Genomic DNA, 26620 nt, shown 5'->3' on the forward strand with positions numbered 1-26620 from the left:
ATGTTAAGGCAACACCACACGACCACCGGCTAATGCCTTTGTATGCCATCTACTTGCAAATTTTTATGTCATATCACCCAAATACTCCTTGTCTTGCGTCAGCAAAACTGCGTCGCATTTGGGCAATCTGACGAAAAACCTGACGGCGTATCTGACATACAATGGTCGTGCGGTATTGCGTTAAAAAAAGGCACCGGCTGCGGCGATGATCCTTAAGATCATCGGCCGCAGGTCGATACCTCGTTTATTTAGGCAACACCGCACGAAGATTGTGCGCAAATTGCGCAGTCAGCTTTTTCGTCAGATTGCACAGATTTTCCGAAGGAATACTACCGTATTTCAAGGGAAAAATGTGTAATATGACGGAAAAGATGCAAGTAAGTTGCGTACAAAGCCTTCAGGCGGTCTTTGTGCGGTGTTGCCTTAATTGACGTTACGGTTCCACAACAAGCGTTGCCGAGCCGTAGGCCTTTAGCGGCCTGCCTGTCTCGTCACGCTCTAAGGTGTACCTTACATAGAAAGGCACCCTGCCGACTGTCAGAGGGATGATCCCTTCAAGACTGTCCGCCTCGCCGGATTCGAGCTTTCTCATCCACTCACGGTACATATCCGCATAGTCGGGAGGGAATAAGCCGTTCTTGATAAGCGGCTCGGGGTAGTTATGCACCACCGGCGGAACGTTTAGGTCACGCATACACCTAAAGCACGGGCGCATCTCCCTCGTGGCTATGTCTACCTCCCATGCGTATATGTTTGCGTGCTCGCTTGCAAACCTGAAACGCCGCTCGCTGTTGTAGAGATTGTCAAAGCGCCGCTTTTCGGCGGTGATGTTCTGCACCATAGCGTAGAAAAGGAACTGCTGCTCTGTCCTGCCGATAAGGCGAATGCTTGAACGTATGCATATGTCGTCCTCACCGCAGGTCTTTGAGCAGACGGTGCGCCATGTCTCCACCGTCACCTCGTCGTTTGTCTCTATCGCTTCTCTGAGCTTTTTCTCGTACTTTGCCCTGTTGTCATCGTCCATGCACTGCCAGGGGTCAGCGCCGAGAATGTCCTGTTCGAGCAGGTTCATGCCTATCTCACGGACGTATTTCTTGTTGACTCTGAGTATCTCGGCCTTGCCGTCCTGATAGGAGAATATCGCCGCACCGCCCACGAAGTTGTTGAATATCAGCGTCTCCATAGACGACGGGTCCCAGAACTTCCCGGCGTCCATAGTCTTTATCAGGTCAAGCGCAGGCGCTACCGGCTCGTGCTCTATCTGCCCGAGCTTTTTTATGAATTCATCAACCGTCACAGGCTTTGAGTAGAGATACCCCTGCACATACTTGCAGCCGATGCTCTTCATGTAGTCTGCCTGCTCCATAGTTTCGACACCCTCGGCGATAACAGGCGTGCCGAGCCATTTTGCCATCTGCACGATAGCACTGATTATCGTGCCGCCCCTGCCGCCTATGCTGCCGCTCAAAAAGCGCATATCGAGCTTGATTATATCGACCTCAAGGTCTTTTAAAACGTTGAGCGAGGAATATCCGCTGCCGAAATCGTCCATCTCGACCACATAGTTAAAGCCGTGCAGCTTTCTGAGCACCCCGGAAACAAGCTCCATGCCGCCTATGGCAGATGTCTCCGTCACCTCGACGTGTATCAGGCTCACAGGTATGTCATACTGAGCTCGCAGCTTTTCTATCTCATCGACGTAGTTCTTTCGGTAGATGTCGTAGCGTGACATATTGACAGATATCGGCACGGCATTTTCCTTCCCGTCAAGACATCTTCTTTGCAGCCTGCATACCGACTCGAACATCGCAAGGTCTGCCCTGTAGATAAGGTCATTTTTTTCAAGCACGGGTATGAAGTCGGAAGGATACTGCATTCCGTAGACCGGGTGCTCCCACCTCATAAGCGCCTCGGCGCCTATCATGCGCCCTGTCGAATGGTTTATCTTCGGCTGGAATGCCGCATAGATATGCCCGAAGTTTATCGCATCGTCAAAGCAGGCGACGATCTCCTGCTCAGTCATCTGTCGTTTCATATTATACCTCCCTCTCATATGATCCTATAGGAAATGCCTTCTTAGTCTTCCGGCTCGATATAGCCGTATGAGTCAGCCGAGACTCTGATATCCTTTACACTATTTCGTGAAAAGGTGTTTGCGAAAATGCCTGCTTCCACCCTGCTGCCGCCGTGGATATTTATGCCGTACTGTGTGACGGACACAGCGTTTGAGCTTATCGTGCTTACACGGCTGCCGTTTAAGAATATGCCGTATTTCCCGGTGTCTGACACTGTGTTGTCGGTTATACTCTCAGCATCTGAACTGTTATTGAGCACGATGCCGCTGCCCTCGCAGGAGGATATCCTGTTGCCCGAGACAGCACCGTTCACTGAGGAGTTCTGATTAAGATAAACGCCGCTGCCGCCGAAGCCTGACAGCTCGTTGTCCTTTATCTCTGCCGCCTTGCAGCCGGTATTCAGCACTATGCCGTGCTCGGTGCAGTTTTTTACAGTGTTTGATATTATCTTGCCGCCCGATGCGTTGTCGTAGAGATATATGCCATTCTTTTTGCAGGAGGATATCGTGTTGCCCTTTATCCTGCTTGATGCCGACCCTGTCATCAGGAATATGCCGTTGCGCTTAAAGCCGCTTATCTTGTTCTTTTCAAGCACCACGCTCCTGCACCCGGAGGAAAGGAATATGCCGTCATACTTGTCCTTGCAGCTGTCCTTTGAGCTTACCGATCTCTGAGTTATCGTGTTGCCGGTCACAGTGGTGTTTCTTGCATCGTCTACGAATATGCCGTAGCCTGCGGTGGTTATCTTGTTGTTTTTGACCGTCACACCGCTGATGTAGTAGTTTTTCCTGGGTATGGTCTTGTTGTCGCCGCCCTTGCAGGCTTTGTCAACATTCAGCCCGTGAACTCTTATGCCCTGTATCCTGTCGCAGTCCTTTGAATAGACTATCGTCATCGTGTTGTCGGATATCGTGCTGTTAACATCATAGACAACACTCTTTTTGTATGCCTTCTTGCCGTCAAACACGGTGGTGTACATAGAGTCTATCTTGCTGCCCGAGCCTGAGAACTTTGCATTTTCAAACAGTATGCCGCCGCCTGCGTTTGTTATCTTGTTTCTGGCTATCGTGCAGTTTATGTAGTTTAGTGCGACTATCGCTTCCTCCTGCACGTTTGTGAAGGTATTGTCGGTTATCTTAATGTTGCTGTGATAAGCCCCCACGAGCTGTGAGTGAGTGCCAAGGCCACGGGAAACGTTTGTGAACCTGCAGCCTGTTATCTCGATATTCTTGCTCGGCGTGCCGTCAAGGTAGCAGCACTTGTATGCCCTGCTGCTGCAAGGGATATCTATCTGTATGCACTCATAATGCCCCTTGCCTAAATAGTTTATCGGCTTGAAGTCCTTAAACGTGCATTTTCTTATGTAAAGCCCGTTTATCGCCGCAGTTTCCACCTGATGGCAGGCGTAGTTGCCGCCCTTTATGGTCATGCCCTCCAATGTCACATTCTTTGCGTGGGCAAGACGGAAAGGCGTTGCCTTGTTCTTGTTGCTGCCTACCCATGTGCCGCCCTTTATCTTGACATTCACGCATGAGGTATAGCCCTTTGCCTTGCTGCTTGAATTGAATTCATCAACGCCCTTGTACCTGCCGTTAGTTCCCAGAATGAGCAGGTTGTGGAAGGTCTTGTCGCTTTTGAGCGTGCAGCCTGTCACATCGAGCGTGGTGTTTGAAAACATATGCAGCGTCTGGTCGAGTATGTATGTGCCTTTCGGCACCTTGACCGTCACGGTCGTCTTTTTCTTGGCGGCCTTTTTCGATGCGTCGAGCAGGGCATCGTTTAGCGCCTTGCCTATCTTCGCCCCGTCCTTGACCTTTAGCTTTATTGTAACAGGCGATGCTGCCTGCGCCGTTATCTGAGTGTCCGAAAGAAGGCTCACATCGCCAAACTGCGGCGCACAGCACGCTATCATCAGCGAAGCCGTGAGTATGCAGCCTGTTCTTTTAATCATATCCCATTTCATTATTTATGCACCCCCGTAATACACAATACACAAATATGTTACATTTATTATAACACATTTTATTCAAAAAAGCAACAGTCAAAAAACGTTTAAGCTAAAAGTCTTTATTTTCTATGCTGATAACAGCCATTTCACAGCCATTTTATTTGACACGGCAGAAGTTTTATGGTAAAATGATAAATGTCGGATTATGTCTTGATACATTTTCAAATTTATATTTAAAAAGGACTGTGATGATATTTATGTCAAACACGCCAAAGCTGATAGTCATGCTTACATATAACGATAAAACAGCCGCCGACGCACCTGAGATATTCGCTCAGTGTGAGGAGTCTTCCGCTCAGTACTGGGGCTTCAAGGAGGAAGACCTTCCTCTGCCGAAGATGAAGCAGCTCTACGCTGACATGAAGCGCTGCGGCAAGACCACCGTTCTCGAAGTAGTTGCCTACACTGAGGATAAATGCATAGAGGGCGCAATGATGGCTGTAGAATGCGGCTGCGATATACTCATGGGTACAATGTATTCCGATAAGATACTCGCTCTTTGCAATGAGCACGGCATAAAGTATATGCCCTTTGTCGGCGATGTTTACGACCGCCCCTCTGTTCTCGGCGGCACGATAGACGGCATGATAGCCGATGCCAAGGACTACATAAGCCGTGGCGCATACGGCATCGACCTGCTCGCATACCGCTATACAGGCGACTGCGGCGAGCTTATAAGACGCTTTACCAGTGAAGTGCCTGCCCCTGTGTGCATCGCAGGCAGCATAAACAGCACCGAGCGCCTTGACGAGATAAAGGCAGCTTCCCCCTGGGGCTTTACCATAGGCAGCGCATTCTTTAACGGCGATTTCGGCGAAGGCTTCCCCTCGCAGATAGAGACTGTGCTCGACCATATCAAGGAGCCTGCTTATGTTTAGAGATTATTACCCCTGCGAATATGCCAAGAGCGTTTATGATATCGACTATAAGCGCCTCTACGACATGGGTGTGCGTGGTCTGATACTCGATATCGACAACACGATAGTCCACCACAACGACGATGCAACGCCCGAAGCAGAGCAGCTGTTTTGTGATATACACGCAGCAGGGCTAAAGACAGTCCTCCTCTCAAATAATGACGAGGAGCGTGTGCAGCGCTTTATTAAAAACATCGACACCCCCTATGTCTGCGATGCAGACAAGCCGCAGCCGCATGGCTATGAGCGTGCGCTTGAAATACTCGGCACAGAAAAACAGCAGACAGTCGTGATAGGAGATCAGATGTTTGTAGATATTATCGGTGCAAACCGCTGCGGCATACCTTCTGTACTTGTACACTTTATCCCTGTAAAGGGCGAGCTCTGGCTCGGATTTAAAAGATACATAGAAATGGCAGTGCTTGTGATGTTCAGGCTCGATAAAAAGCACCGCAGACCCATAGGAACTGATAACGGGAGGGCAGACAGTATGCCTAAGAAACAAAGAAAGCTCTTTTGCGAGATAAGCCCCACTACCTACGCTATCTCCGAGAAAAAGAGCATAATGCTAAGACATATAAGAAACTACAAAAGCAGCGAGGTCTACGCAAGGGGCAGATGCAAAAAGTCATTCCCCTGCCTTGTGTCATCATGCAGCTCGCACCTTATCAAAAAGGGCAAGGGCATCGACCCTGTGACACAGCACAACAAGGCGCAGAATATCCGCCTTGCCTGCGAGCGTATAAACGGCCTTGTTATCCGCCCCGGCGAGACATTCTCCTTCTGGCAGCGGGTGGGCAACACCACCGCAAGAAAGGGCTATAAGGAGGGGCGTGTCATAATACTCGACAAGCTCACAAAGGGTCTTGGCGGCGGCCTTTGCAACCTTGCAAACACTATCCACAGAGTAGTGCTCCAGAGCCCGCTGACCGACACCGAGTTCCATATGCACTCGGACGCTCTGGCTCCCGACGAGGGCGACACATATTACCGTGTCTCCCGTATATATAAAGACACCTTTGACAAGAAAACAGGCGAGCTTAAAGCGCACACGCTTATAGTCAATAACCACTCAGAGGTGCTTTTTGACCCCGAGCTCATACCGGCAGAGCTTTTAAGAGACGATGGATAAGTATAAACGGCTTGCTTTCAATACGGTTATATTTACTATCGGCAGCTTCGGCTCAAAAATAATCTCGCTGCTGCTCAATAACCTGTATACCGAGCATATAAGCCCTTCGCAGCTGTATACAAAATCGCTGCTCGAAATGCTTGCGCTGTTTCTGATACCCGTGTTCACACTCTCTCTGCGAGAGGCCGTGATACGCTACGGGCTCGACAACAACTACGACAAGACCGAGGTATTCACGACCTCCTCAGTGCTCACCCTGCTCGGGCTGCTGCCGATGATCGTGATAGTTCCGCTCATTCATTTCATACCGCTTTTCTCATCGCTTGAAGGCTTTGCCGTGCTGCTGATAGTCTATATCTTCACATCGTCTGTCAGGGCGCAGTGCTCGCAGTTCGTAAGGGCAAGAGAGCTTGTGCGGCTCTTTTCATTCGACGGCATACTCACGACACTCCTGCTGCTTGTTTTCAACATCATATTCATAAGCCATATGGGAATGGGTGTGCGCGGCTTCATGCTCTCGACTATCCTTTCAGACCTCAGCTCGTCAGTCTTTCTTTTCTTTGCAGCAGGGCTGAGGCGATACCTTAAGGCCGGCGCTTTCAGCTTAGAGCTCGGCAAGGTGATGCTCCGCTTTTGCATACCGCTTATCCCGACCACCGTTATGTGGACGTTCACAGGCTTTTCAGACCAGCTGTTCATAGGCGGCATAAAGGGCGACGACGATGCAGGCATCTACTCTGCCGCCACAAAGATACCCAACCTTGTGTCTATGCTCTCGACGATATTCTTCCAGTCGTGGAATATGTCTGCGATAACCGAGAACGATTCGAGCGACAGAAACATCTTCTACGAAAAGGTCTACGGCGCATACGAGGCTGTGCTTTTCATAGGAAGTGCAGGGCTGATACTCCTTGTAAAGCCCCTGTCTGCGGTGCTCATAAACTACAGCGTATACCCCGAATACAAAACGGCGTATCTTTACACTCCCTTGCTCATCACAGCGGCAGTATTCACCTGTCTTGACCTGTTTTTAGCAAGCATATACACCGCCACCGACCACACAAAGAACGCCTTTATCACGATACTGGTCGTCTGCCTGTCAAACATCGTGCTCAATTCAGTCATGATACCGCTTTTCGGCATACAGGGCGCAGCGCTGGCGACATTCATCAGCTATTTCCTCTGCTATATCATCAGGATAATAGATGCAAGGCGTTTCGTACCCTTTAAATGCAGGATAGCCGTCAACATCATCGGCACAGCGCTCATACTTGTCATGAGCCTGCTCGTAGTATTAAAGCCCAAGGGCTACATACTCACAGAGCTTCTGCTCACAGGCGTTGTGACGATAGTTTTCATACGCCCCCTGATGCCGCTTATCCAGCGTGTATCATCAAGGCTCAGGCGCACCCCGCCAACAGACACCAAATAACCAGGCACCGGCTCAAACCAGCTGACGCCTGGACTTTTTTTCAGGTAACAGGAGAAACGCTGCGCTCAGTGAATAGTGAATAGTGAAGAATGAATAGTGAATAGCCCCGGTGCGGCTTACGCCGCTTATGCCCATTCGGGCAATGTGTGGAAAGGTATATCCGAAGGGGGTGGCGTAGGCGCAGCCGGAGCAGGGGTGGCGCATGAGCCGTCTGCGACGGCTCGAAAGCCCCCCTACCGTAGCGTCAGCAAAGCGAAAGACTACCCCTTTGGCTTAATTGTGGGGGCAGCTTTCCTTCAAGGGTGCTCTCTCGCTCCCATAGGGGACCCCCACTAAAACAAACGGCTGCATATGACACCTGACCGGTATCATATGCAGCCTGCTGTAATTGCTGTCATAATGTCATCTTCCCTGCTGTCGGAGGGGCTTTGTGTATCTGCGGCTCGCTGACCGCTGAAGGCTCGGAAACGGCAGCGTTCCCTCTCCTTGCACTTAATTCCCTGATTGATCTGAGCATTCTTTCAATGCTCGCTTCGGGGGCTCTCGGTACGTTTGCTGACAGTGCCGATAATGCTGCATCTATGGTCTTTTCGTTCATCTTTCTCTCTTCCTTCTGCATACTGCGTTAGTGTTGTTTTTGGAGGCCTTCATAAGCAATACCCCCGAAAACCTTAAACGGGTGCAGCATTTTCACGAAAACTTTCATAAAGCCTTTATTTTACAGTATTGTCATAATTCGGTAAAAATACGCCTTTTGACAAAACATTTATCTATTTCATAATTATATTTTACCACATAGAAATTGCAGAATCAAATCAATAATGTAACATATATATTAAATGACCTCTGCTAAAAGAATAAAGAACAAAAAGGTATCGACATTAGCGCAGGCGCAATAAAGAAGTTTTTATTCCGACACTTCTGCTGTATCACGGCAGAAGTGTCTTTGCGTTACTTAGTGCAGCGCCTGCTAAAAGAAAAAAGAAGAAAGAATAAATAAGAAATAATAATCAAGGTATCGTGTCTTATCGGCAAAAGCCGATAAGACACGATATATTTTGAAATATGTCCGCAAAGCGGACACCTTGTTTATTCTTTATTCTTTCTTCTTTATTATTTATTCTTTTAGCGGTGGCACAAACAAAGCTGTAATTGTCAAATACTTCTTTATCGCCACCGCGCTTTTAGCCGATACCTTTTCTTTTCACTGTTCACTTTTCTCTATTGCCGTTTGCTGCCGCCTGCTTGCATTCGTAGTATAGCTCCTCAAGCACCTCGTTGGCGGCGGTGCGGTCTATCATGGCTTTCACAAGCGTGTCGAGCTTTCCGCCCTCGGTATAATCAGCCGGGGCGAAGTATCTTATGCGGTTTTCGGAAAGCATTTTGAAAACCTTCGTCATGTCCTTTGTCTCGCTGTTGTAAACGCCTATCGAGTGTCCGCCGTAGGAGTTTACCAGCTTCATGCAGGGAATGTCGGTGTCGCTGTCGCCTATGTAGACCATATTGCGAAACGGCACACGCATATCCTCAGGCGCAAAGTAATCATTCACGCCGGGGTCGTTTATGTCGAGCACGCCCTTGCTTATCCTGAACAAAAACTGCGTCTTGTTGGTGTAGTTTATCACCTGCGCAGGCCACACCGGCACGTCCTTGTCGTCAAACATGAAGGAGCTTGCGTATATCTTCTCAAAAGCCCCTGCCTGTGCGACAGATGTGCCCTCTATCATCTCTTTGAGCCCCGAGGATATGATGTAGTGCTCAACCTCTACCCCGTGCTCATCGCCATACGCCTTTATCCGCCCGAACCACTCCTCCACCCCGGGAAAGAGCTTGACCTTCGAGCCGTATTCACGCAGGCTGTTTTTGGTAAGCAGTATCCTGCCCCTTGCTTCCTCGACCATTTTGTACATATAGGCGAGGTTTGAGTCCATCTCGTTTGCCTCGGCAAGCTCGTTGCACTCTCTCCAGAATGACGGTATGTCACCGTCGTAGACTGCCTGTATGTAGCCCTGCGCCTGCATATCATCAGGCGAGAGCGTCTTGTCAAAGTCATAGCATACAGCAAGCACAGGCATTTTGCCCTTTGTCTTTCTCTTATCAGACATAGCTTATCCTCCGACCTTTATCTGACTAAGCACCTCGCCTATCTTTTCGTTTATCACAAGGTCAGCGCTGTTGTCCATAGGTGTGGCGTCACGGTTTATTATCACAAGATGCTTGCCCCTGAAATACCTAACAAGCCCAGCCGCCGGGTAGACCACCAGCGAAGTTCCTGCGATAATGAGCATATCACAGGAGCTTATAGCAGCGATGGAGTTTTCAAGTATCTCGTTGTCAAGCCCCTCCTCGTAAAGCACCACGTCAGGCTTTACAAGTCCGCCGCACTCGCATATAGGCAGGGGAACGCTGTTTTTGATAAAGTCAGCATCATAGAATTTGTGACACTTGCGGCAGTAATTTCTCAGCACCGAGCCGTGCAGCTCGTAGACCGTCCTGCTGCCTGCCTTCTGATGCAGCCCGTCGATGTTCTGTGTGACAACAGCTGCGAGCTTGCCTGCTTCCTCGAGCTCTGCGAGCTTTTTGTGGGCGATGTTGGGCTCTACCCCGTCAATGAGCAGCTTGTCTCTGTAAAAGCGGTAGAACTCCTCAGGCTGCGAGTCAAAGAAGCTGCGGCTGATGATCTGCTCGGGCGGGTATTTGTATTTCTGATTGTAAAGCCCGTCACGGGAGCGGAAATCAGGTATGCCGCTCTCAGTCGAGACACCTGCGCCGCCGAAGAACACTATCCGGCTGCTCTCGTCGATCATCTTCTGCAATGCTTCGATCTTTTCATTTCTTTCCATGTAAAACGCCCCTTTCTGGCAGTAATATAGTCATCAGATAAGATATTTCAGGTAACAGGTGAGATATTTCAGGTAACAGGTAACAGGTGAGGTGTATTGTCCTTTAAGCCAAAGGCTTAAAGGACGCAAGTTTCGCTTCGCATAACTTGGCTTGTGCCGCACGATATGGCCATTCGGCCTTTACAAAGCCAAAGGCTATGCCTCCTTCGGGGATATGCCATACGCCTTGCCATAGTAAGACCTGATGTGCATATACGGCCTTGTCACACTTCAATTGTGCATTGAAATTAGTGCTTGAATTTTTTTGTAAAGTATGTTATAATAATATCTGTATAGTATTCTCTGTAAAAGCCGCAGCCCACTGTCTGAATAAGACTATGTGCAGGCATCTTTGGTGTATAACATACTATCAGATAGTCCGACACCGCCGCACAAAGCCCTCCGGTTCGGCACACCGTATATGCGGCGGTACACGGCCCATCCGGCCCTAAGACTAAAATCAAAGCTCACTACCGTTAAGTAATGAGCTTTGATTCCCTATAGAATTATGAAAGGATCATGTAAATGATCTCGTGTATTTCTTACTGTAGCTATATAATAACACCCCAACGTGAACCGAATATGAACTGGAGAGACATATTTCGGACTTTTTGAGATTGTTGGCGTAAAAATAAATTTGTTCCTTAAACGTTTTTTTGTATACATTTCACTATTTGGTAATTGTTTATACAAAAGGCAATGCGGAATCAAATGCAGAATTAAGAATGCACGGTGCTTCGCAAATGCATAATTAAGAATGCATAATGCATAATTGAGGTGTGCGCCGTTGGCGCACGAAATGCCCATTCGGGCAGCCGCCTGACGGCGGCATTTGGGGGCTTTGCGGTCGCCCCAGCGTCGGCATAGCCGCCGCTCACCCTTTCGCAATGTCGTCTTCCACATTATATAAAAAGGCAAGCCGCCTGACACTGATGCACAATGCATAATCAAGCTGAGCCTGCAATAAACCACCAGAGCAATCAAATAACAAGCAAACTTTTCGACACCGCCGCACAAAGTCCCATGGTTCGGCACACCGTATATGCGGCGGTACACGGCCCGTCCGGCCCTAGGACCCCGTCCGGCCCTAGGACAAATCAAAGCTCACTACCGTTAAGTAATGAGCTTTGATTCCCTATAGAATTATGAAAGGATCATGTAAATGATCTCGTGTATTTCTTACTGTAGCTATATAATAACACCCCAACGTGAACCGAATATGAACTGGAGAGACATATTTCGGACTTTTTGAGATTGTTGGCGTAAAAATAAATTTGTTCCTTAAACGTTTTTTTGTATACATTTCACTATTTGGTAATTGTTTATACAAAAGGCAATGCGGAATCAAATGCAGAATTAAGAATGCACGGTGCTTCGCAAATGCATAATTAAGAATGCATAATGCATAATTGAGGTGTGCGCCGTTGGCGCACGAAATGCCCATTCGGGCAGCCGCCTGACGGCGGCATTTGGGGGCTTTGCGGTCGCCCCAGCGTCGGCATAGCCGCCGCTCACCCTTTCGCAATGTCGTCTTCCACATTATATAAAAAGGCAAGCCGCCTGACACTGATGCACAATGCATAATCAAGCTGAGCCTGCAATAAACCACCAGAGCAATCAAATAACAAGCAAACTTTTCGACACCGCCGCACAAAGTCCCATGGTTCGGCACACCGTATATGCGGCGGTACACGGCCCGTCCGGCCCTAGGACCCCGTCCGGCCCTAGGACAAATCAAAGCTCACTACCGTTAAGTAATGAGCTTTGATTCCCTATAGAATTATGAAAGGATCATGAAAATGATCTGTGTTGATAAATCGTAAAACCTAAAGCTGTGTAAGCATTTGACCTATAAGCTCTCAGCGGTGGGGTGACCGCTATAAAGGGAAGAACGAACCTTTAGGTTTGAGCTTTAGGTTTTACCGTTTATCAACGCTTTCCCTTGCTGTGATTATATAATAACACCCCAACGTGAACCGAATATGAACTGGAGAGACATATTTCGTACTTTTGGCAAGAATAAACGTAAAAAAATCAGCGAGATGTACGGACTTCTTTTGTACATATTGCACAACACTTCGCAAATGCATAATAATGCATAATTGAGGTGTGCGCCGTTGGCGCACGAGATGCCCTTTCGGGCGGTATGTGATTGGGGGCGGTTTTCCTTCAAGGGTGCTCTCTCGCTCTCAGGGGGTACACGAGGGGCTTTGCGGTCGCCCCAGCGTCGGCATAGCCGCCGCTCACCCTTTCGCAGATGCGTTATCCGCATTATAAAAAAAGCAAGCCGCCTGACACTGATGCACAATGCATGATCAAGCTAAGCCTGCAATAAACCACCAAAGCAATCAAATAATAAGCAAACATTTCGACACCGCCGCACAAAGCCCCATGGTTCGGCACACCGTATATGCGGCGGTACACGGCCCGTCCGGCCCTAGGACCCCGTCCGGCCCTAGGACAAATCAAAGCTCACTACCGTTAAGTAATGAGCTTTGATTCCCTATAGAATTATGAAAGGATCATGTTAATGATCTCGTGTATTTCTTACTGTAGCTATATAATAACACCCCAACGTGAACCGAATGTGAACTATGGGGCATATCACAAAGCTTTTTAATAAATAAACGTAAAATCTTCCCCAAAAAATCAGACGCAATTTGTGCATAACGCACAACCATTATAAAAATACCTCAGAAAAGGAGAAATCAATATGTTTCAGATACTCGTAGTAGAAGATGACGCCAGCCTGCGCCGTCTTATGTCAGCAGCACTCAAACAGCACGGCTATACCCCCTATACAGCCAACGACGGTGTGGAAGCTCTCGACCTGCTCGATAAGACAAATATCGACATGATAATATCAGACATAATGATGCCTAACATGGACGGCTATGAGCTTACAAGACAGCTGCGCCGTGCAGGGTTCAATATGCCTATCCTTATGGTGACAGCCAAGGAAGCCTTTGAGGACAAGCAGGAGGGCTTTATGGCCGGCACTGACGACTATATGGTAAAGCCGATAGACATAAACGAGATGATACTGCGTGTGGGTGCACTGCTTCGGCGTGCAAAGCTCGCATCTGACAAAAAGCTCACTATAGGCTCGTGCGTGCTCGATTACGATGCCGTGTCTATCTCTGTCGGCGGAGGCCCTTCGCAGACGATTCCGCAGAAGGAGTTCATGCTGCTTTTCAAGCTGCTCTCCTACCCTGACAAGATATTCACACGCCGTGAGCTGCTCGATGAGATATGGGGCATGGATCACGATGTTGATGAGAGAACTGTCGATGTTCACGTCAAGCGTGTCAGAGAGCGCTACCGTGACTGCGATGATTTTGAGATAGTCACAGTACGAGGACTTGGGTACAAGGCAAAGAAGCTCAAATAAGTTTCAGGTAACAGGCTATATTCAGGTAACAGGTTACAGGTGTGGTGCGCCTGCGGCGGATATTTTAAAGACCCCTCCGCCCCTTCGGGGCACCTCCCCTGTTAGGGGAGGCTATCTTTGCCTGTCTTAAATATCCCAAATAAACCGGTGGGCTTTTCAAAACAAGCAAAACAAGCAAATGGTTGTTTTGCTTTCCCAAAACAAGCAAAACAAGCTGTATATGTATATGTATATGTATATGTAAATGTAAATGCTAATGCATATGTAAATGTCAATGCAAATGACTATGTGAATGAAGACGAAGATGAAGACGTGAATGTCTCTTTTCGTCTTCTTTGTCTTCTTCGTCTTTTTTGTCGTCGTCAGGTCAGTAAGTCAGTTGTCTTTCTTTTGTCGGTCAGAGATATATTGACAGGAATGCTCAGATATAGTATAATAACATATGGAATAAATACCCAACATCCCACTTTCAAGGAGGAAAAATATGAAAAAGGCTATCATAACCACATTTGCAGCTCTTATAATGGCTGCTTCTCAGGCTTTGCCTGCGGCGGACACATTCACCGCTTTCACTTCGGACACTGCTGTGACAGCTCATGCTGCTGACTACACGCCTGCAAAGATAAACAGCCTGAGCGCCAAGGCCTCATACACCAAGGTCACACTCAGCTGGGCTGAGATATCAGGTGCAAACGGCTACAGGGTCTACATCTATGATGCAAAGACCAAAAAATACAAAAAGCTGACTACAATATCAGGCAGCAGCACCGCATCATACAAGGTGACAGGCCTGACCCCGGCAACAGGCTACAGATTCAAGGTAAGAGCCTACCGCAAGGTGAACGGCAAGACCTACTGGGGCAAGACCGCCGCTATAAGCGTCACCACCAAGAGCTATACGCCTGCACAGGTCAAGGGCGTGAGCGCAACTCCCTTTACAGATACGGCAGGGGCGCTCAGCTGGACAAAGGTCGCAAACGCCAACGGCTATCGGGTATATGTCTACAACACAGCCACTAAGAAATACAAAAAGGTCGCTACCGTTTCGGGCGGCGACAACACAAACTATGATATAACAGGTCTGAAAGCATTAACGAGCTACAGATACAAGGTAAGGGCATACCGCAAAGCAGGCGGAAAGACCTACTGGGGCAAGCCCAGCAAGGCGGTGACGCTTACCACCTATCATGAAGACAATTGGGGTGAAGTATACGGCCCCGATGATTGGGGCGTTTTACCTCCGGGAAATCCTGTGTATTAATAACTCACAAGCACCTACCCTCACAAGTAGGTGCTTATGTTTGCTATTTTCATATATATAGTATACCTGTATGTTTGTTGCATAGTAACTCAGCAAATATCCGTATGCTTTGCCGATTGCTTTTTTGGCTAAAATATGTTATCATATAGTTGAAGAAGAAGACAGCCTCCCCCGAAATGGGGAGGTGTCTCCCCGAAGGGGGATTTAGCCGGTGGATAGCTTACGACTTAGCTTCGAGAGTAGTCTCTCGTTATCCTACGGTACGGGTTGGGGGTGTGCAAGCCCTATGGTATAGCTTCAAGGATAGTCTCTCGTTAATCCTACGCTACGGTAGGGGGGCTTTCCGGTCGCCCCCCTGCTCCGGCTTCGCCTTCGCCACCCCCTTCGGGTGAATAGCCGAGGGTTTTGTTGAAATCGTCAGGCCAGCAGGCCGTATGGCCATATGCGCCGTCAGGCGCACCGCAACTGTTACCTGTTACCTGTAACCTGTTACCTGGCTTTAGAGAGTGGTGTATTTATGAGTAAAAAATCAGAAAAAAAGCGGCTTGCCGTGTCGCTGCAGTTCAAGCTGGCGGCAATGGTGTTCGGAATAATGGTGGTGTCGGCGTGTGTTTCGATAACGGTCATGATACTTATCTTTGCGCCTATAATGAGAAACAACGCACAGACGCAGATAGAGGCTGTCGGCTCGTCTATCAGGATACTCTCCGGCGAGGAGGCTGACATTTCCGACGAGGACGACCCGAAGAAGGAAAAGGACAAGGAAACAAAAGAATCCGCCTCGAAGAAGAAGAATGACTATACCGCTGACGAGATAGTCATGCTTACCACCAACAACGCATTCAGCGTCACCAAGATAGAGGAAGACTCAAAGGACTACAACAGATACAAGCTCGATATCGACGAGGCCGACGGCGAGATAATAAGTGTCAGCTCAAACGGCCTTTTCCCGAGCATCACCGCCTATATGAAGGTAAAGGACAGCTACTACCGGTTTGATTCCTTTACAAGCTCGGGTACTTACTGGGTGGCGAGCATAATTATCCTTGTATCCTTCCTTGCGGCTATCATAATGGGTACTATACTTACCGGTATCCTATCAAGGCTGATGCTGAAGCCGCTCGATGACCTGTCTGTCGCTACGGCGGAGATAACGAGAGGTAACTTCAGGGTGCAGGTGCCTGTGCCTAACAGCAAGGAGTACGCTCCCCTTATCAAGAGCTTTAATAAAATGGCGAAGGAGCTCGCAGGCATAGAAACGCTGCGCGGCGACTTTATCAGCAACGTTTCCCACGAGTTCAAGACACCGCTCGCATCTATCCAGGGCTTTGCAAAGCTCTTGCAGGACAAGAGCCTGGGCGAGGAGGAGCGTGCAGAGTACACCGAGATAATAATCGAGGAGACTACACGCCTTACCAAGCTCGCAGCTAATATCCTCAACCTCACAAGAGTTGAGAACCAGCAGACGATAGGCAAGAAAAAGCGCTTCTCGCTCGATGAGCAGATAAGAAAGATAGTGCTGATGCTCGAACACAGCTGGAGCAAGAAAGACATTGATATGCGCATAGAGCTTGACGACATATACTACGTCGGCAACGAGGAGCTCATGGCGCAGATATGGCAGAACATCATAAACAACGCCATAAAATTCACCCCCGAGGAGGGCGTTATCAGCGTTACCCTTGTAAGAGGCGAGAAGAATATCCTCTGCAAGATATTCAACAGCGGCCCTCAGATACCGCCGCAGGTCAAGGCGCATATTTTTGATAAATTCTACCAGGGCGACAAATCAAGAGCCACCGAGGGCAACGGATTAGGCCTTGCGCTTGTAAAGCGTGTGGTAGATCTCTGCAACGGCAGGGTGTTTGCCGAAAATGTTAAGGAAGGCGGCGTATGCTTCACAGTCGAGCTGCCGTATGTTATAGAGGACATGATGTAATGACAGACAGCGTAAGACACATATACATAGTACGCCACGGCGAGACGGACATGAACAAGGCAGAGCGCTTGCAAGGCCACATAGACTGCGAGCTCAATGACAAGGGCATAGCAGATGCCAGGGCATCATATGAGCTTTTCAAGGCGGCAGGCATCAGCTTTGATAAGGTGTATTCCTCTCCCCTTAAGCGTGCTGTGCAGACAGCAGAGATAATCTCCGGCGGCAGGCAGGTCTGCCCCGAGCCGCTGATAATAGAAATGGACTTTGGCAGCTACGAGGGGGTACACTACAGCGGCATAGACGAGCCGATGTGGGCATTCTTCCACGACCCGGAGCACGCCCCTGCCCCTGACGGAGTAGAGCCGACAGCTCACATGACAGAGCGCACAGGGCGCTTTATTGACCGGCTGCTTACAGAAGAAGACAAGAACGTGCTTATAGTCACCCACGGCATAGCCCTTCGCAGTCTGCTGTGGAACCTCTCCCCCGAGGAAGACAGAAGCAAGGTCTGGGGGGCAAAGATAACCAACTGCATAGTATATCATCTGACCGTCATAAACGGCGAGGTCGCATCGGTCGGCTACGACGACGGGCTTTCCGTCAAGGTCAAGGGCGACACGAGCGGAGCGTTCTGATGCAAGTGACAGGTGCATTTGCAATGCATAATGCATAATTGTGGTGTGCGGCTGCGCCGCTTATGCCCATTCGGGCAGAAACGCTGCGCTCAGTGAATAGTGAATAGTGAAAAATGAATAGTTGAGGTGCGGCAAAGCCGCATTTCCGAAGGGTCGAGGTAGCGCTTAGGCCGACAAGGTCGGCTCGAAAGCCCCTCGTGTACCCTATGGTAGCGAGAGAGCAGCCTTGAAGGAAAGCTGCCGTTGCGAAGGGGCGTGGGGGCGACCGCAAAGCCCCCACAATGTACCCTATGGGAGCGAGAGAGCCGCCTTTAAGGTAAACCTCTCCTACAGAATAGCTTCGAGGGTGGTCTCTCGCTATCCTCACGCTACAGTAGGGGGGCTTTCGCCACCCCTGCTCCGGCTTCGCCTTCGCCACCCCCTTCGGGGTGCAAACGCCGAGGGCTTTGCTGAAACCGTCCGACTGACAGGCCGATATGGCGCTCGTCTGCTTGCGCAGACAGCCAAGTTTCGCAAAGCGAAACTTGCAATAATCACCGCAGGCGCACCTTCATTATGCATTATGCATTATGCATTGTTAAAGCATTATGCATTACAAAAAGTGTGATATTTTACCTAAACATTAAGGCAACACCGCACGAAGATTGTGCGCAAATTGCGCAGTCAGCTTTTTCGTCAGATTGCACAGATTTTCCGAAGGAATACTACCGTATTTCAAGGAAAAAATGTGTAATATGACAGAAAAGATGCAAGTAAGTTGCGTACAAAGCCTTCAGGCGGTCTTTGTGCGGTGTTGCCTTAATACTCTCCCACCCCTGATTGACAATATCGGGAAAATGTGGTATAATGTATTGTTGTATGATCGGGCACCTCTGAAAACCCGAGTGAAAGGGGCAAGACAATGAAAGTAGTTATCATCGGTAACGGTAAGGTGGGCGGAAACCTCGCATCTACACTTGCAGAGGAAGGCCACAGTATCACCGTAGTCGATATAAAGGGCGAAGCCCTTAAAAGAATACAGAACAGCCAGGACGTTATGACTATCGAGGGCAATGGCGCTACTATAGACGTTCAGCGTGAGGCCGGTGTCGGCAAGTCAGGCCTGCTGATAGCAACGACCCCCTATGACGAGCTCAATATGCTCTGCTGCCTGCTCGCTAAGCGTCTGGGCTGCAAAAAGACTATATCACGAGTAAGAAACCCTGCCTATTACAGCCAGGTAGACGTAGTAAAGGACGAGCTGGGGCTGTCAATGGTCATAAACCCCGAGCTCACCACAGCTGAGGAGTTCGCACGAGTGCTCATATTCCCGACGGCTGCAAAGGTCGAGGTGTTTGAAAAGGGCAGGATAGAGCTTGTCGAGCACAAGCTCGCTGAGAATTCAACACTTGACGGGCTCTCGCTCGCTGAGATATACAAGAGGACTAACATCAGATTTCTTATCTGCGCTGTACAGAGAGATTCAAAGATATACGTGCCGACAGGTGATTTTATACTCCGTGCAGGCGACAGGATAAACATCGCCGCATCGCACAAGGATCTTGAGCGCTTTTTCAGAATGTGCGGCGCACTGAAGGACAAGATAAAGACAGTTATGATAGTCGGCGGCGGAAAGATATGCTACTACCTCTCACGCCAGCTTTTATCGCTGGGCATGAGGGTAAAGATAATCGAGCAGGACTACGCACGCTGCACACAGCTTGCCGAGCTGCTGCCAAAGGCCACAGTTATCCACGGCGACGGCACCGACCAGGATCTCTTGCAGGAGGAGGGCATCGACGATGCTGATTCCTTTGTTGCGATAACAGGCATCGACGAAGAAAACATCATCATGTCGCTCTACGCCAAGATAAACACGGGTGCCAAGGTAGTCACCAAGGTAAACCGTGACAGCTACGTTGACCTTGCCTCGCAGATAGGCCTTGACACGATAATCTCGCCAAAATACATCACCACGAGCAATATCTTGAGCTATGTACGCTCGCAGAGTGCAGCGCTTGACTCAAACATAGAATCCCTCTACCACCTCGTATCAAACAAGGTCGAGGCGATAGAATTCAAGGTGCGTGAGAACATTCCCGGCGTTGTGGGCATCAAGCTCGCATCTATGGCGCTTAAGAAGAACATTCTCATATGCGGCATCGTAAGAAAGCGTGACATCATTATCCCGAGCGGTATGGACACCATCGAGATAGGCGACAGTGTCGTAGTTGTCTGCAAGGAGCACCGCATCTCCGAGCTTAAGGACATTCTTGACAGAGGCTGACAACCAATGCATAATGCATAATGCATAATGCATAATTGTGGTGTCCTGCTTGCGCAGGACGTTATGCCCATTCGGGCGTGTTTGTCGGACGGTTTCAGCTAAATCGTAGGACGTGCTTCCGAAGGGTCGAGGTGGCGCATGAGCCGTCGAAGCCGGCTCGAAAGCCCCCCTACCGTAGCGTAGGGATAGTGAGAGAGCTTCCTTGAAGCTAAACCGCCGCTCATCAACTATTCACTATTCATTCTTCACTATTCACTATTCACTGAGCGCAGCGTTTCCGGCGGAGGGGTCTTAAAATACATCGCCGCAGGCGATACCTTAACTGTTAACTGATAACTGTTAACTATTAACTAACATAAACGGAGGAAGATCGTGAACAAGCAGCTTGTTTTCCATTATCTTTCAAAAATATTGCTTCTGGGCTCTTTGCTTTTCCTGCTGCCTATGGCAGTAAGCCTTTACTATGATGAAAAGGATACGGCAAAGATTTTCCTGATAGTCGGTATATGTACAGCTATCGCAGGCGTGCCGCTTACCGTTATCAAGCCTAAGAATAAGCATATGTATGACAGGGAAGCTCTTGTCATAGTGGCGCTTATGTGGGTGGTCTACCCGATTATAGGCGCTTTGCCCTTTTATATGAGCGGTGAGATACCGCACTTTGTAGATGCCGTGTTCGAGAGCGTTTCGGGCTTTACGACTACCGGCTCTACCATACTCACAAACGTCGAGGCACTTTCCCGTGGTATGCTTTTCTACAGAAGCCTTACCCACTGGGTCGGCGGTATGGGCGTTTTGGTGCTCGCTATAGCGATACTCCCATCGTCAAACGAGGCTCTGACCCTTATGCGTGCGGAATGTGCAGGCCCTCAGGTCGGCAAGATAGTTCCCAAGGGCAAGCTCTCTGCGGCTTACCTCTACATAATCTATGCTGTGCTTACGGCTATTACCATAGTTCTTCTCGTTATATGCGATATGCCGCTTTTTGACAGCGTGTGCCACGCAATGGGTACAGCCGGCACCGGCGGCTTCGGTATCAAGAACGACGGTATCGCCTACTACGACTCGGCATCTATTGATGCGGTAATAACCATAATGATGGCGCTTTTCGGTGTCAACTTCTCGCTTTACTACTTCATTCTTGCAAGAAGGCTCGGCGATGTGTGGAGAAACACCGAGATAAAGGTCTATGTCGGCATAATGGCCGTGGCTACAGGCCTTATAATGATAGACATAGCCCCCATATACCACAGCTTCAACAAGTGCTTAAGATACGCAGGCTTCCAGGTGTCATCTATTATGACATCAACAGGCTACGCAACGGCTGACTTTACGCAGTGGCCGGGATTTTCGCAGATGCTGCTCGTGATACTCATGTTCATAGGTGCCTGCGGCGGCTCGACAGGCGGCGGCTTCAAGGTCGCAAGAATAATCATTCTTTTTAAAAACGCCATAAGAACTATCCGCAAGATGCTCCGCCCGAACTCGGTAAACGTGGTAAAGAGCGACTCGAAGACTATGGACGTACAGATAGTCCACAGCGTACAGAACTACCTCTCTATCTACCTCGGGCTCATAATAGTGTCGCTTATCTTCGTAGCGACCGACAACGCAGATTTCTCGACGACATTCACATCAGTCGTGACCTGTATCAACAACATAGGTCCTGGTCTTAACCGTGTAGGCCCTATCGAGAATTTCTCGTTCTACTCTGACGTATCGAAGGTAACTCTCACCCTCGATATGCTCCTCGGCAGACTTGAATGTATGCCGATGATAATCCTTTTCTCCCCCACCGTATGGAGAAAGAACTTCTGATACCCCCCCAAGCCGCCTATATGGCGGCTTTGTCAGTTAACAGGAGAAACGCTGCGCTCAGTGAATAGTGAATAGTGAAGAATGAATAGTGAATAGTTGAGGTGTCGGCTTGCGCCGACGTATGGCCATTCGGCCTGTCAGTCGGACGATTTCAGCTAAATCGTAGGATATGCACCCGAAGGGGGTGGCGAAGGCGTAGCCGTAGCAGGGGTGGCGCATGAGCTGTCTGCGACAGCTCGAAAGCCCCCCTACCTGTAGCGTAAGATAAACAAAGGCCTTGCCGTGAGCTGAAATGCCCGAGTTGCTTACCTTCAAGGAAGCTCTCTTGTCATCATAGGCTACACCGAGGGGCTTTCGAGCCGACCTTGTCTGCTCATGCGCCACCTCGACCCTTCGGTCGCACGCCTTCGGCGGCTCTGGCCGAATGGGCATACGTCGGCGCCAGCCGACACCACAATTATGCATTATGCATTATGCATTGAAAAAGCATTATGCATTGAAAAAGCATTGTGCATCGAAAATTTGACCCAAAAGGAGTAACCATGAATATTTCCTACCTCCACGAGCCCGATGACCTGCGCTGTGGGCAGGCGGTGCTCGCTATGCTCACAGGGATAGATGTTGAAAAAGTGTCCGCTGAGCTTGATAACTTCAGAGAAACTGACCTTAAACAAATGAGATCCTACCTGCGCTCGCATGGCTTATGGATAAGCGATGCAAGAGTGCCCGTGCAGGATAAATCACAGCTCCCCCCTATCGCCGTGCTCAGCCTTGAAACTCCCCGCTGCTGGCACTGGTCGCTCTACTGCGAGGGAGTGTTCTATGACCCCGAACACGGCGTTATGGACGACTTCCCCGTTGCAGACCGAAAGTACTACTGGGAAGTCAAGGTTGACAGACAGGGCGGTTTGTGATAAAATAGCAGATAAAGAAACGCTATAAAAATGCATAATGCTTTTTCAATGCACAATGCATAATGCATAATGCATAATTGAGGTGTGCGGCTCACGCCGCTTATTGCAAGTTTCGCTTTGCGAAACTTGGCTGTCTGCGCAAGCAGACGAGCGCCATATCGGCCTGTTGGTCGGACGGTTTCAGCAAAGCCCTCGGCGTTTGCACCCCGAAGGGGGTGGCGAAGGCGAAGCCGGAGCAGGGGTGGCGCATGAGCCCACCCTACTGTAGCGTGAGATAAGAGAGAGACTACCCTTGAAGCTCTACTGCCTCCACCACACGCCCGAATGGGCATAAGCGCCGTCAGGCGCACCTTAACTGTTCACTGTTCACTATTAACTATTAACTAAAAACACCGGGGTGATATTATGAAAAAAACACTTGCACTGGCACTCGCACTTGTAATGACTCTCTCGCTGGCAGCGTGCGGCGATGATGAGGAAAGCAGCAGCAAAAAGAAAAAGGCTAAGAATTCAAGCTCGTCATCGGCGGTCGAGAGCTCGTCGCAGGAGGAGACTACGACAACCACCACGACCTCCGCTCCCGAGACTACCACGACGACAGAAACGACCACAACGGAGACTACCACCACAGTCACCGAGCCTGAAAAGGAATACAGTGTATCGGCTATCGTAGGCGACTGGTATATAGAAGGCGACCCGACGGCGGCTCACATCTCTGTCCACGAGGACGGAACGTTTGAGAGCTTCCTTGCTTCCGGCAGCCTTGAATACGAGGGCACCGTCAAAGCAGGGCATTATGACCTTGACGACGAAAACGGCGGCGAGGGGGATTATTTCTGCTTTGCCACAGATGACAAAGGTGAAAGCAGCTTTGCATTCTATGTTCCCTACACCGATGCGCAGGCAGTAGAGTTTACGACATCGGGCGCTGTAAAGCTCCATTTCCTGCCTGCGCAGGAGCCGTTCGAGATGCCCGAGGGTATGCCCTACAACTACTCGGCAACGCTCAACAAGTCAAACGGCATCGACCTGCACATCGAACCCAACGGCAAGTTCGAGGGGCTGTATCTTGACTATGACTTAAACGACAAAAACGAGCGTGTCGAAGTTTTCTCGCACTTTGCAGGCTTCTTCGGTCCTGTTAAGGACGAGGGCGACGGCATCTATTCTATGAAGATAACCAACATCACCACAATAAAGGGCACACCTGCCGACACGAGCTATTTTGCAAAGTACGTCAGCGCTGACGCCATAGACGTAAGCGAGCGTTTCGGCTCGTTGGGCCTTTTAACAGGCGACACGCTGTATCTCTATCCGCAGGGCACTAAGTTTGATGCTATGCCGGCAGACATTGTCAAGCGCATCAAGGACGCAGAAGAAAAAGACGACATGATAAGCGACTACTATCTCTGCACCGAAGAAGCAGGGCTGGCATTCCGGTCGGCGTAACGCCGATGTGTAACGCTTTTCGTTACACAAATGCATAATGCTTTTTCAATGCATAATGCATAATGCACAATGCATAATTGAGGTATCGGCTTGCGCCGATGGATTTTGAAACCCCTCCGCCACTTCGGGGCACCTCCCCTGTTAGGGGAGGCAGTCTTCTTCGTCGTCCTCCACATCGTGTGTGGGCATATCCCCGAAGGGGGTGAGCGGCAGCTTGCTGCCGCAGGGGGGCGACCGGAAAGCCTTTACCCACTATCCGCCCCGAAAGCTTTGCAAGGCTCGACCCCTTGATAGTCTCGGCTTTGCTCCCGAAAACAGGGCAAAAACAAAGACTTGAAAAACTTGTAAAAATCAAAAATTCACACGTCAGCAACCCTTGATAGTGTAAGCTTATCGCGAAAATTGACACTAATTGTTGACACGCTCATATAATCGGACGGTGTGTAATATAACTCTGTGGTTCTCCTTTCTTCTAACATATATCGCCCCCCTTGCGAGTGGCTTTGCCACCGCAGGGGGCAAGCACAAGCTCTATTAAGTAACACAGCTCGTTATAGCATACAAATCCCTTGTAATACTCCGCAGAGTTATATTACAGACCGCCCGAAAAACATAGACTGTAACTCAAAGAGCGTAAGTTCATCTTGAATAGATACAGAATGTAACTGCGAAAGGAGGTATATCAGCTTACGACATCTTATGCCGCGAAAGCTTATTGACAATGAGTATGAATGTGTTAGGCTGAGGAGCCAAGGGCGCAACCCTTTTGGGGGTGCTCCCTGCGCGACCTTAAAAACACATTCATAGAGGCTCGTTGTCAATATGACCGTGGAATAATATGGCGTAAGATGATATACCGAGTGACAAAGGCACACAAAGCTAAAAGCATTTGAGGGGGGATTTTGGGGGAAACTTCCCCCAAAGTATTCGGATTATATTGCTGTGCGATATTCACAAATTAGGCACCTAAACATTGTACAAATTGCCAGACCCCCACCAAACGTAAAAACTAACCGACACAACCAACACAACCAACACAAATGGGCTTAAAGTCCCGAAATTACGGCAAAATTACGTGTGTCGGTTGCGATGCTACGGTGAACAGCAACCGACACAACCAACACAGAAAGGACTGATAACCTATGGCTGATAGCCCACAATTTACCATTAAGAAGTTATGTTATGCCGTATGGTTAAAGTTTTATGCCAATCAGATAGAATTCACACCTGTGCATATTCCACAGTTTAAATCTATCGCTATTGTGCAGAACATAGAAACTGCAATTTGATGAAAAAAAGAGGTTTCACCCGTGATAGTCTCGGCTTAAAGCCCGTTTTTCCGACTTGACAAACCTAAAAAGCAAATATATAATAAATTTGAACACAGAGCTATATTACACACCGTCAAAATTGAAAGGAATGGTGTAGTATGGCAAATATACAAAAGCTTAAAAGTGGAAACTGGAGAGCGAGAGTTTTTCTCGGACGCGATGTAAACGGAAAACAGATATTCAAATCATTCACCGCAGACGAACGCTGGAAAGCTGAAAAATTAGCAAGAGAATTTGAAAAAGGGGGAAAAGGAAAAATCTCGGCAAAGTCGCTGACTGTCGGCAAGGCTATTGATGATTACATCGAGCTGAAAAGGAACGTGCTTGCACCGTCAACAATATACGGCTATGAAAGAACACGCAGAACGCGCCTACAGTCGGTTATGAACATAAAAGCGGAAAAGCTTGACACGCTCACCCTGCAAAGAGCAATAAACGAAGATGCAAAGCGGCTCGGGTACAGGTCATTAAAAGATGCAAAGTGTTTAGTGCTTGCAGCGTTAAAGATACACGGCATAAAGCCCGATATTAACGTTACGCTGCCGCCGAAGAGAAACAAGACTAAAGAGCTGCCAGACGCTCGCACAGTCTTGAACATAATCAGAAACACGTCAATAGAACTGCCCTGCCTGCTCGCTATGTGGCTTTCACTTCGTATGAGTGAAGTCAGGGGGTTAAAGTTCAGTGACGTCAGAAACGGCGTTTTATTCGTTAACAGAGCAAATGTCAGGTTCGGCGGTTCAGACCACATTCGGGAAGTGAACAAAACAAGCTGTTCAACAAGAGCGATTTCGTTACCCGAATACATCACAAGGCTTATTGAGAAAGTGCCGCACGAAACCGAGAATGATTTCATCATCAAGGACACGCACAGTGCTATTTACAACAAGTTCAGAACACTTATGCTTGAAAACGGAATTGAGATGACATTTCACGATTTAAGGCACTTGAATGCCTCGATAATGCTTATGCTCGGCATACCAGACAAGTACGCTATGGAACGCGGCGGCTGGTCAACGCCTGATGTCTTAAAGACGATATATCAGCACACATTCTCTGACGAACGCAAGCTCGTTGACAAGCGTATCGATGATTATTTCAACAGCCTTATTGTTGACACGAATGTTGTCACAAGCGACATAGAAACCGCTTAAACAGGGGAGTTCATAG

The 26620-nt window shown here is 49.0% G+C and carries 17 protein-coding genes; 12 read left to right on the forward strand and 5 right to left on the reverse strand.

Translation table 11 applies throughout. From position 1 onward, the window contains the following. Window positions 1-433: 433 nt before the first annotated feature. Together CD05_RS19875 and CD05_RS19880 are read right to left on the reverse strand one after the other, a co-directional pair. Complete coding sequence (locus tag CD05_RS19875) at window positions 434-2035, reverse strand: EAL domain-containing protein (protein WP_051588971.1); 1602 nt, start codon at window positions 2033-2035, stop codon at window positions 434-436. A 41-nt stretch (window positions 2036-2076) separates the two neighbouring features. After that, window positions 2077-4038, reverse strand: coding sequence for a right-handed parallel beta-helix repeat-containing protein (locus CD05_RS19880; protein WP_028510648.1), 1962 nt, complete (start codon window positions 4036-4038; stop codon window positions 2077-2079). A gap of 242 nt (window positions 4039-4280) precedes the next feature. Here CD05_RS19880 and CD05_RS0111650 point away from each other — a divergent pair, with 242 nt between their 5' ends. Genes CD05_RS0111650 through CD05_RS0111660 form a run of 3 tightly spaced genes read left to right on the forward strand, consistent with a single transcriptional unit; the run spans window position 4281 to window position 7564 of the window. Continuing rightward, window positions 4281-4961, forward strand: a complete 681-nt coding sequence (locus tag CD05_RS0111650) for a hypothetical protein (RefSeq protein ID WP_028510649.1) — start codon at window positions 4281-4283, stop codon at window positions 4959-4961. Next, complete coding sequence (locus CD05_RS20375; protein ID WP_028510650.1) at window positions 4954-6132, forward strand: YqeG family HAD IIIA-type phosphatase; 1179 nt, start codon at window positions 4954-4956, stop codon at window positions 6130-6132. The genes CD05_RS0111650 and CD05_RS20375 overlap by 8 nt, the downstream gene beginning before the upstream one ends. After that, complete coding sequence (locus CD05_RS0111660; protein WP_028510651.1) at window positions 6125-7564, forward strand: polysaccharide biosynthesis C-terminal domain-containing protein; 1440 nt, start codon at window positions 6125-6127, stop codon at window positions 7562-7564. Before CD05_RS20375 ends, CD05_RS0111660 begins: the two co-directional genes overlap by 8 nt. 394 nt (window positions 7565-7958) lie before the next feature. Here CD05_RS0111660 and CD05_RS0111665 read toward each other — a convergent pair whose 3' ends face one another. From CD05_RS0111665 to CD05_RS0111675, 3 genes are all read right to left on the reverse strand, one after another. Next, window positions 7959-8162, reverse strand: coding sequence for a hypothetical protein (locus tag CD05_RS0111665; protein ID WP_028510652.1), 204 nt, complete (start codon window positions 8160-8162; stop codon window positions 7959-7961). A 613-nt stretch (window positions 8163-8775) separates the two neighbouring features. Further along, on the reverse strand, window positions 8776-9669 hold the full coding sequence (locus CD05_RS18470; RefSeq protein WP_037322977.1) for an HAD family hydrolase: 894 nt from the start codon (window positions 9667-9669) through the stop codon (window positions 8776-8778). Between the two features lie 3 nt (window positions 9670-9672). Beyond that, window positions 9673-10407 carry an NAD-dependent protein deacylase gene (locus CD05_RS0111675; RefSeq protein WP_028510653.1) on the reverse strand — a complete coding sequence of 245 codons (735 nt, stop codon included), beginning with the start codon at window positions 10405-10407 and terminating at the stop codon, window positions 9673-9675. Window positions 10408-13159: 2752 nt separating this feature from the next. On the opposite strand from CD05_RS0111675, the gene CD05_RS0111685 reads away from it, so the two are divergent. The 9 genes from CD05_RS0111685 (at window position 13160) to CD05_RS0111735 (ending at window position 26604) form a co-directional block, all read left to right on the forward strand. Next, window positions 13160-13837 (forward strand): response regulator transcription factor, encoded by a 678-nt coding sequence (locus tag CD05_RS0111685; RefSeq protein ID WP_028510654.1) that lies wholly within the window; start codon window positions 13160-13162, stop codon window positions 13835-13837. Between the two features lie 484 nt (window positions 13838-14321). Further along, entirely contained in the window at window positions 14322-15098 is a 777-nt protein-coding gene (locus tag CD05_RS0111690; protein WP_028510655.1) for a fibronectin type III domain-containing protein, read from the forward strand. A 517-nt stretch (window positions 15099-15615) separates the two neighbouring features. After that, on the forward strand, window positions 15616-17037 hold the full coding sequence (locus CD05_RS18475) for a HAMP domain-containing sensor histidine kinase (protein WP_051588972.1): 1422 nt from the start codon (window positions 15616-15618) through the stop codon (window positions 17035-17037). Then, window positions 17037-17672, forward strand: a complete 636-nt coding sequence (locus CD05_RS18480; RefSeq protein WP_051588973.1) for a histidine phosphatase family protein — start codon at window positions 17037-17039, stop codon at window positions 17670-17672. Before CD05_RS18475 ends, CD05_RS18480 begins: the two co-directional genes overlap by 1 nt. 901 nt (window positions 17673-18573) lie before the next feature. Further along, window positions 18574-19938 (forward strand): Trk system potassium transporter TrkA, encoded by a 1365-nt coding sequence (gene trkA, locus CD05_RS0111710; RefSeq protein ID WP_028510656.1) that lies wholly within the window; start codon window positions 18574-18576, stop codon window positions 19936-19938. A gap of 372 nt (window positions 19939-20310) precedes the next feature. Then, entirely contained in the window at window positions 20311-21756 is a 1446-nt protein-coding gene (locus CD05_RS0111715) for a TrkH family potassium uptake protein (RefSeq protein WP_028510657.1), read from the forward strand. Between the two features lie 542 nt (window positions 21757-22298). Further along, window positions 22299-22670 (forward strand): hypothetical protein, encoded by a 372-nt coding sequence (locus CD05_RS0111720; protein ID WP_028510658.1) that lies wholly within the window; start codon window positions 22299-22301, stop codon window positions 22668-22670. 405 nt (window positions 22671-23075) lie between these two features. After that, a complete protein-coding gene (locus CD05_RS20925; protein WP_051588974.1) occupies window positions 23076-24119 on the forward strand; it encodes a hypothetical protein in 1044 nt (347 codons plus the stop codon). Between the two features lie 1429 nt (window positions 24120-25548). Then, complete coding sequence (locus CD05_RS0111735; RefSeq protein ID WP_028510578.1) at window positions 25549-26604, forward strand: site-specific integrase; 1056 nt, start codon at window positions 25549-25551, stop codon at window positions 26602-26604. Window positions 26605-26620 lie beyond the last annotated feature (16 nt).

Source organism: Ruminococcus sp. NK3A76, from assembly GCF_000686125.1.
Lineage (GTDB): Bacteria > Bacillota > Clostridia > Oscillospirales > Ruminococcaceae > NK3A76.

What these genes read in the sequence shown, in the direction of transcription:
- CD05_RS19875 (WP_051588971.1), bottom strand. Translation starts at nt 2,035, where the DNA reads ATGAAACGACAGATGACTGAGCAGGAGATCGTCGCCTGCTTTGACGAT.
- CD05_RS19880 (WP_028510648.1), bottom strand. Translation starts at nt 4,038, where the DNA reads ATGAAATGGGATATGATTAAAAGAACAGGCTGCATACTCACGGCTTCG.
- CD05_RS0111650 (WP_028510649.1), top strand. Translation starts at nt 4,281, where the DNA reads ATGTCAAACACGCCAAAGCTGATAGTCATGCTTACATATAACGATAAA.
- CD05_RS20375 (WP_028510650.1), top strand. Translation starts at nt 4,954, where the DNA reads ATGTTTAGAGATTATTACCCCTGCGAATATGCCAAGAGCGTTTATGAT.
- CD05_RS0111660 (WP_028510651.1), top strand. Translation starts at nt 6,125, where the DNA reads ATGGATAAGTATAAACGGCTTGCTTTCAATACGGTTATATTTACTATC.
- CD05_RS0111665 (WP_028510652.1), bottom strand. Translation starts at nt 8,162, where the DNA reads ATGAACGAAAAGACCATAGATGCAGCATTATCGGCACTGTCAGCAAAC.
- CD05_RS18470 (WP_037322977.1), bottom strand. Translation starts at nt 9,669, where the DNA reads ATGTCTGATAAGAGAAAGACAAAGGGCAAAATGCCTGTGCTTGCTGTA.
- CD05_RS0111675 (WP_028510653.1), bottom strand. Translation starts at nt 10,407, where the DNA reads ATGGAAAGAAATGAAAAGATCGAAGCATTGCAGAAGATGATCGACGAG.
- CD05_RS0111685 (WP_028510654.1), top strand. Translation starts at nt 13,160, where the DNA reads ATGTTTCAGATACTCGTAGTAGAAGATGACGCCAGCCTGCGCCGTCTT.
- CD05_RS0111690 (WP_028510655.1), top strand. Translation starts at nt 14,322, where the DNA reads ATGAAAAAGGCTATCATAACCACATTTGCAGCTCTTATAATGGCTGCT.
- CD05_RS18475 (WP_051588972.1), top strand. Translation starts at nt 15,616, where the DNA reads ATGAGTAAAAAATCAGAAAAAAAGCGGCTTGCCGTGTCGCTGCAGTTC.
- CD05_RS18480 (WP_051588973.1), top strand. Translation starts at nt 17,037, where the DNA reads ATGACAGACAGCGTAAGACACATATACATAGTACGCCACGGCGAGACG.
- trkA (WP_028510656.1), top strand. Translation starts at nt 18,574, where the DNA reads ATGAAAGTAGTTATCATCGGTAACGGTAAGGTGGGCGGAAACCTCGCA.
- CD05_RS0111720 (WP_028510658.1), top strand. Translation starts at nt 22,299, where the DNA reads ATGAATATTTCCTACCTCCACGAGCCCGATGACCTGCGCTGTGGGCAG.
- CD05_RS20925 (WP_051588974.1), top strand. Translation starts at nt 23,076, where the DNA reads ATGAAAAAAACACTTGCACTGGCACTCGCACTTGTAATGACTCTCTCG.
- CD05_RS0111735 (WP_028510578.1), top strand. Translation starts at nt 25,549, where the DNA reads ATGGCAAATATACAAAAGCTTAAAAGTGGAAACTGGAGAGCGAGAGTT.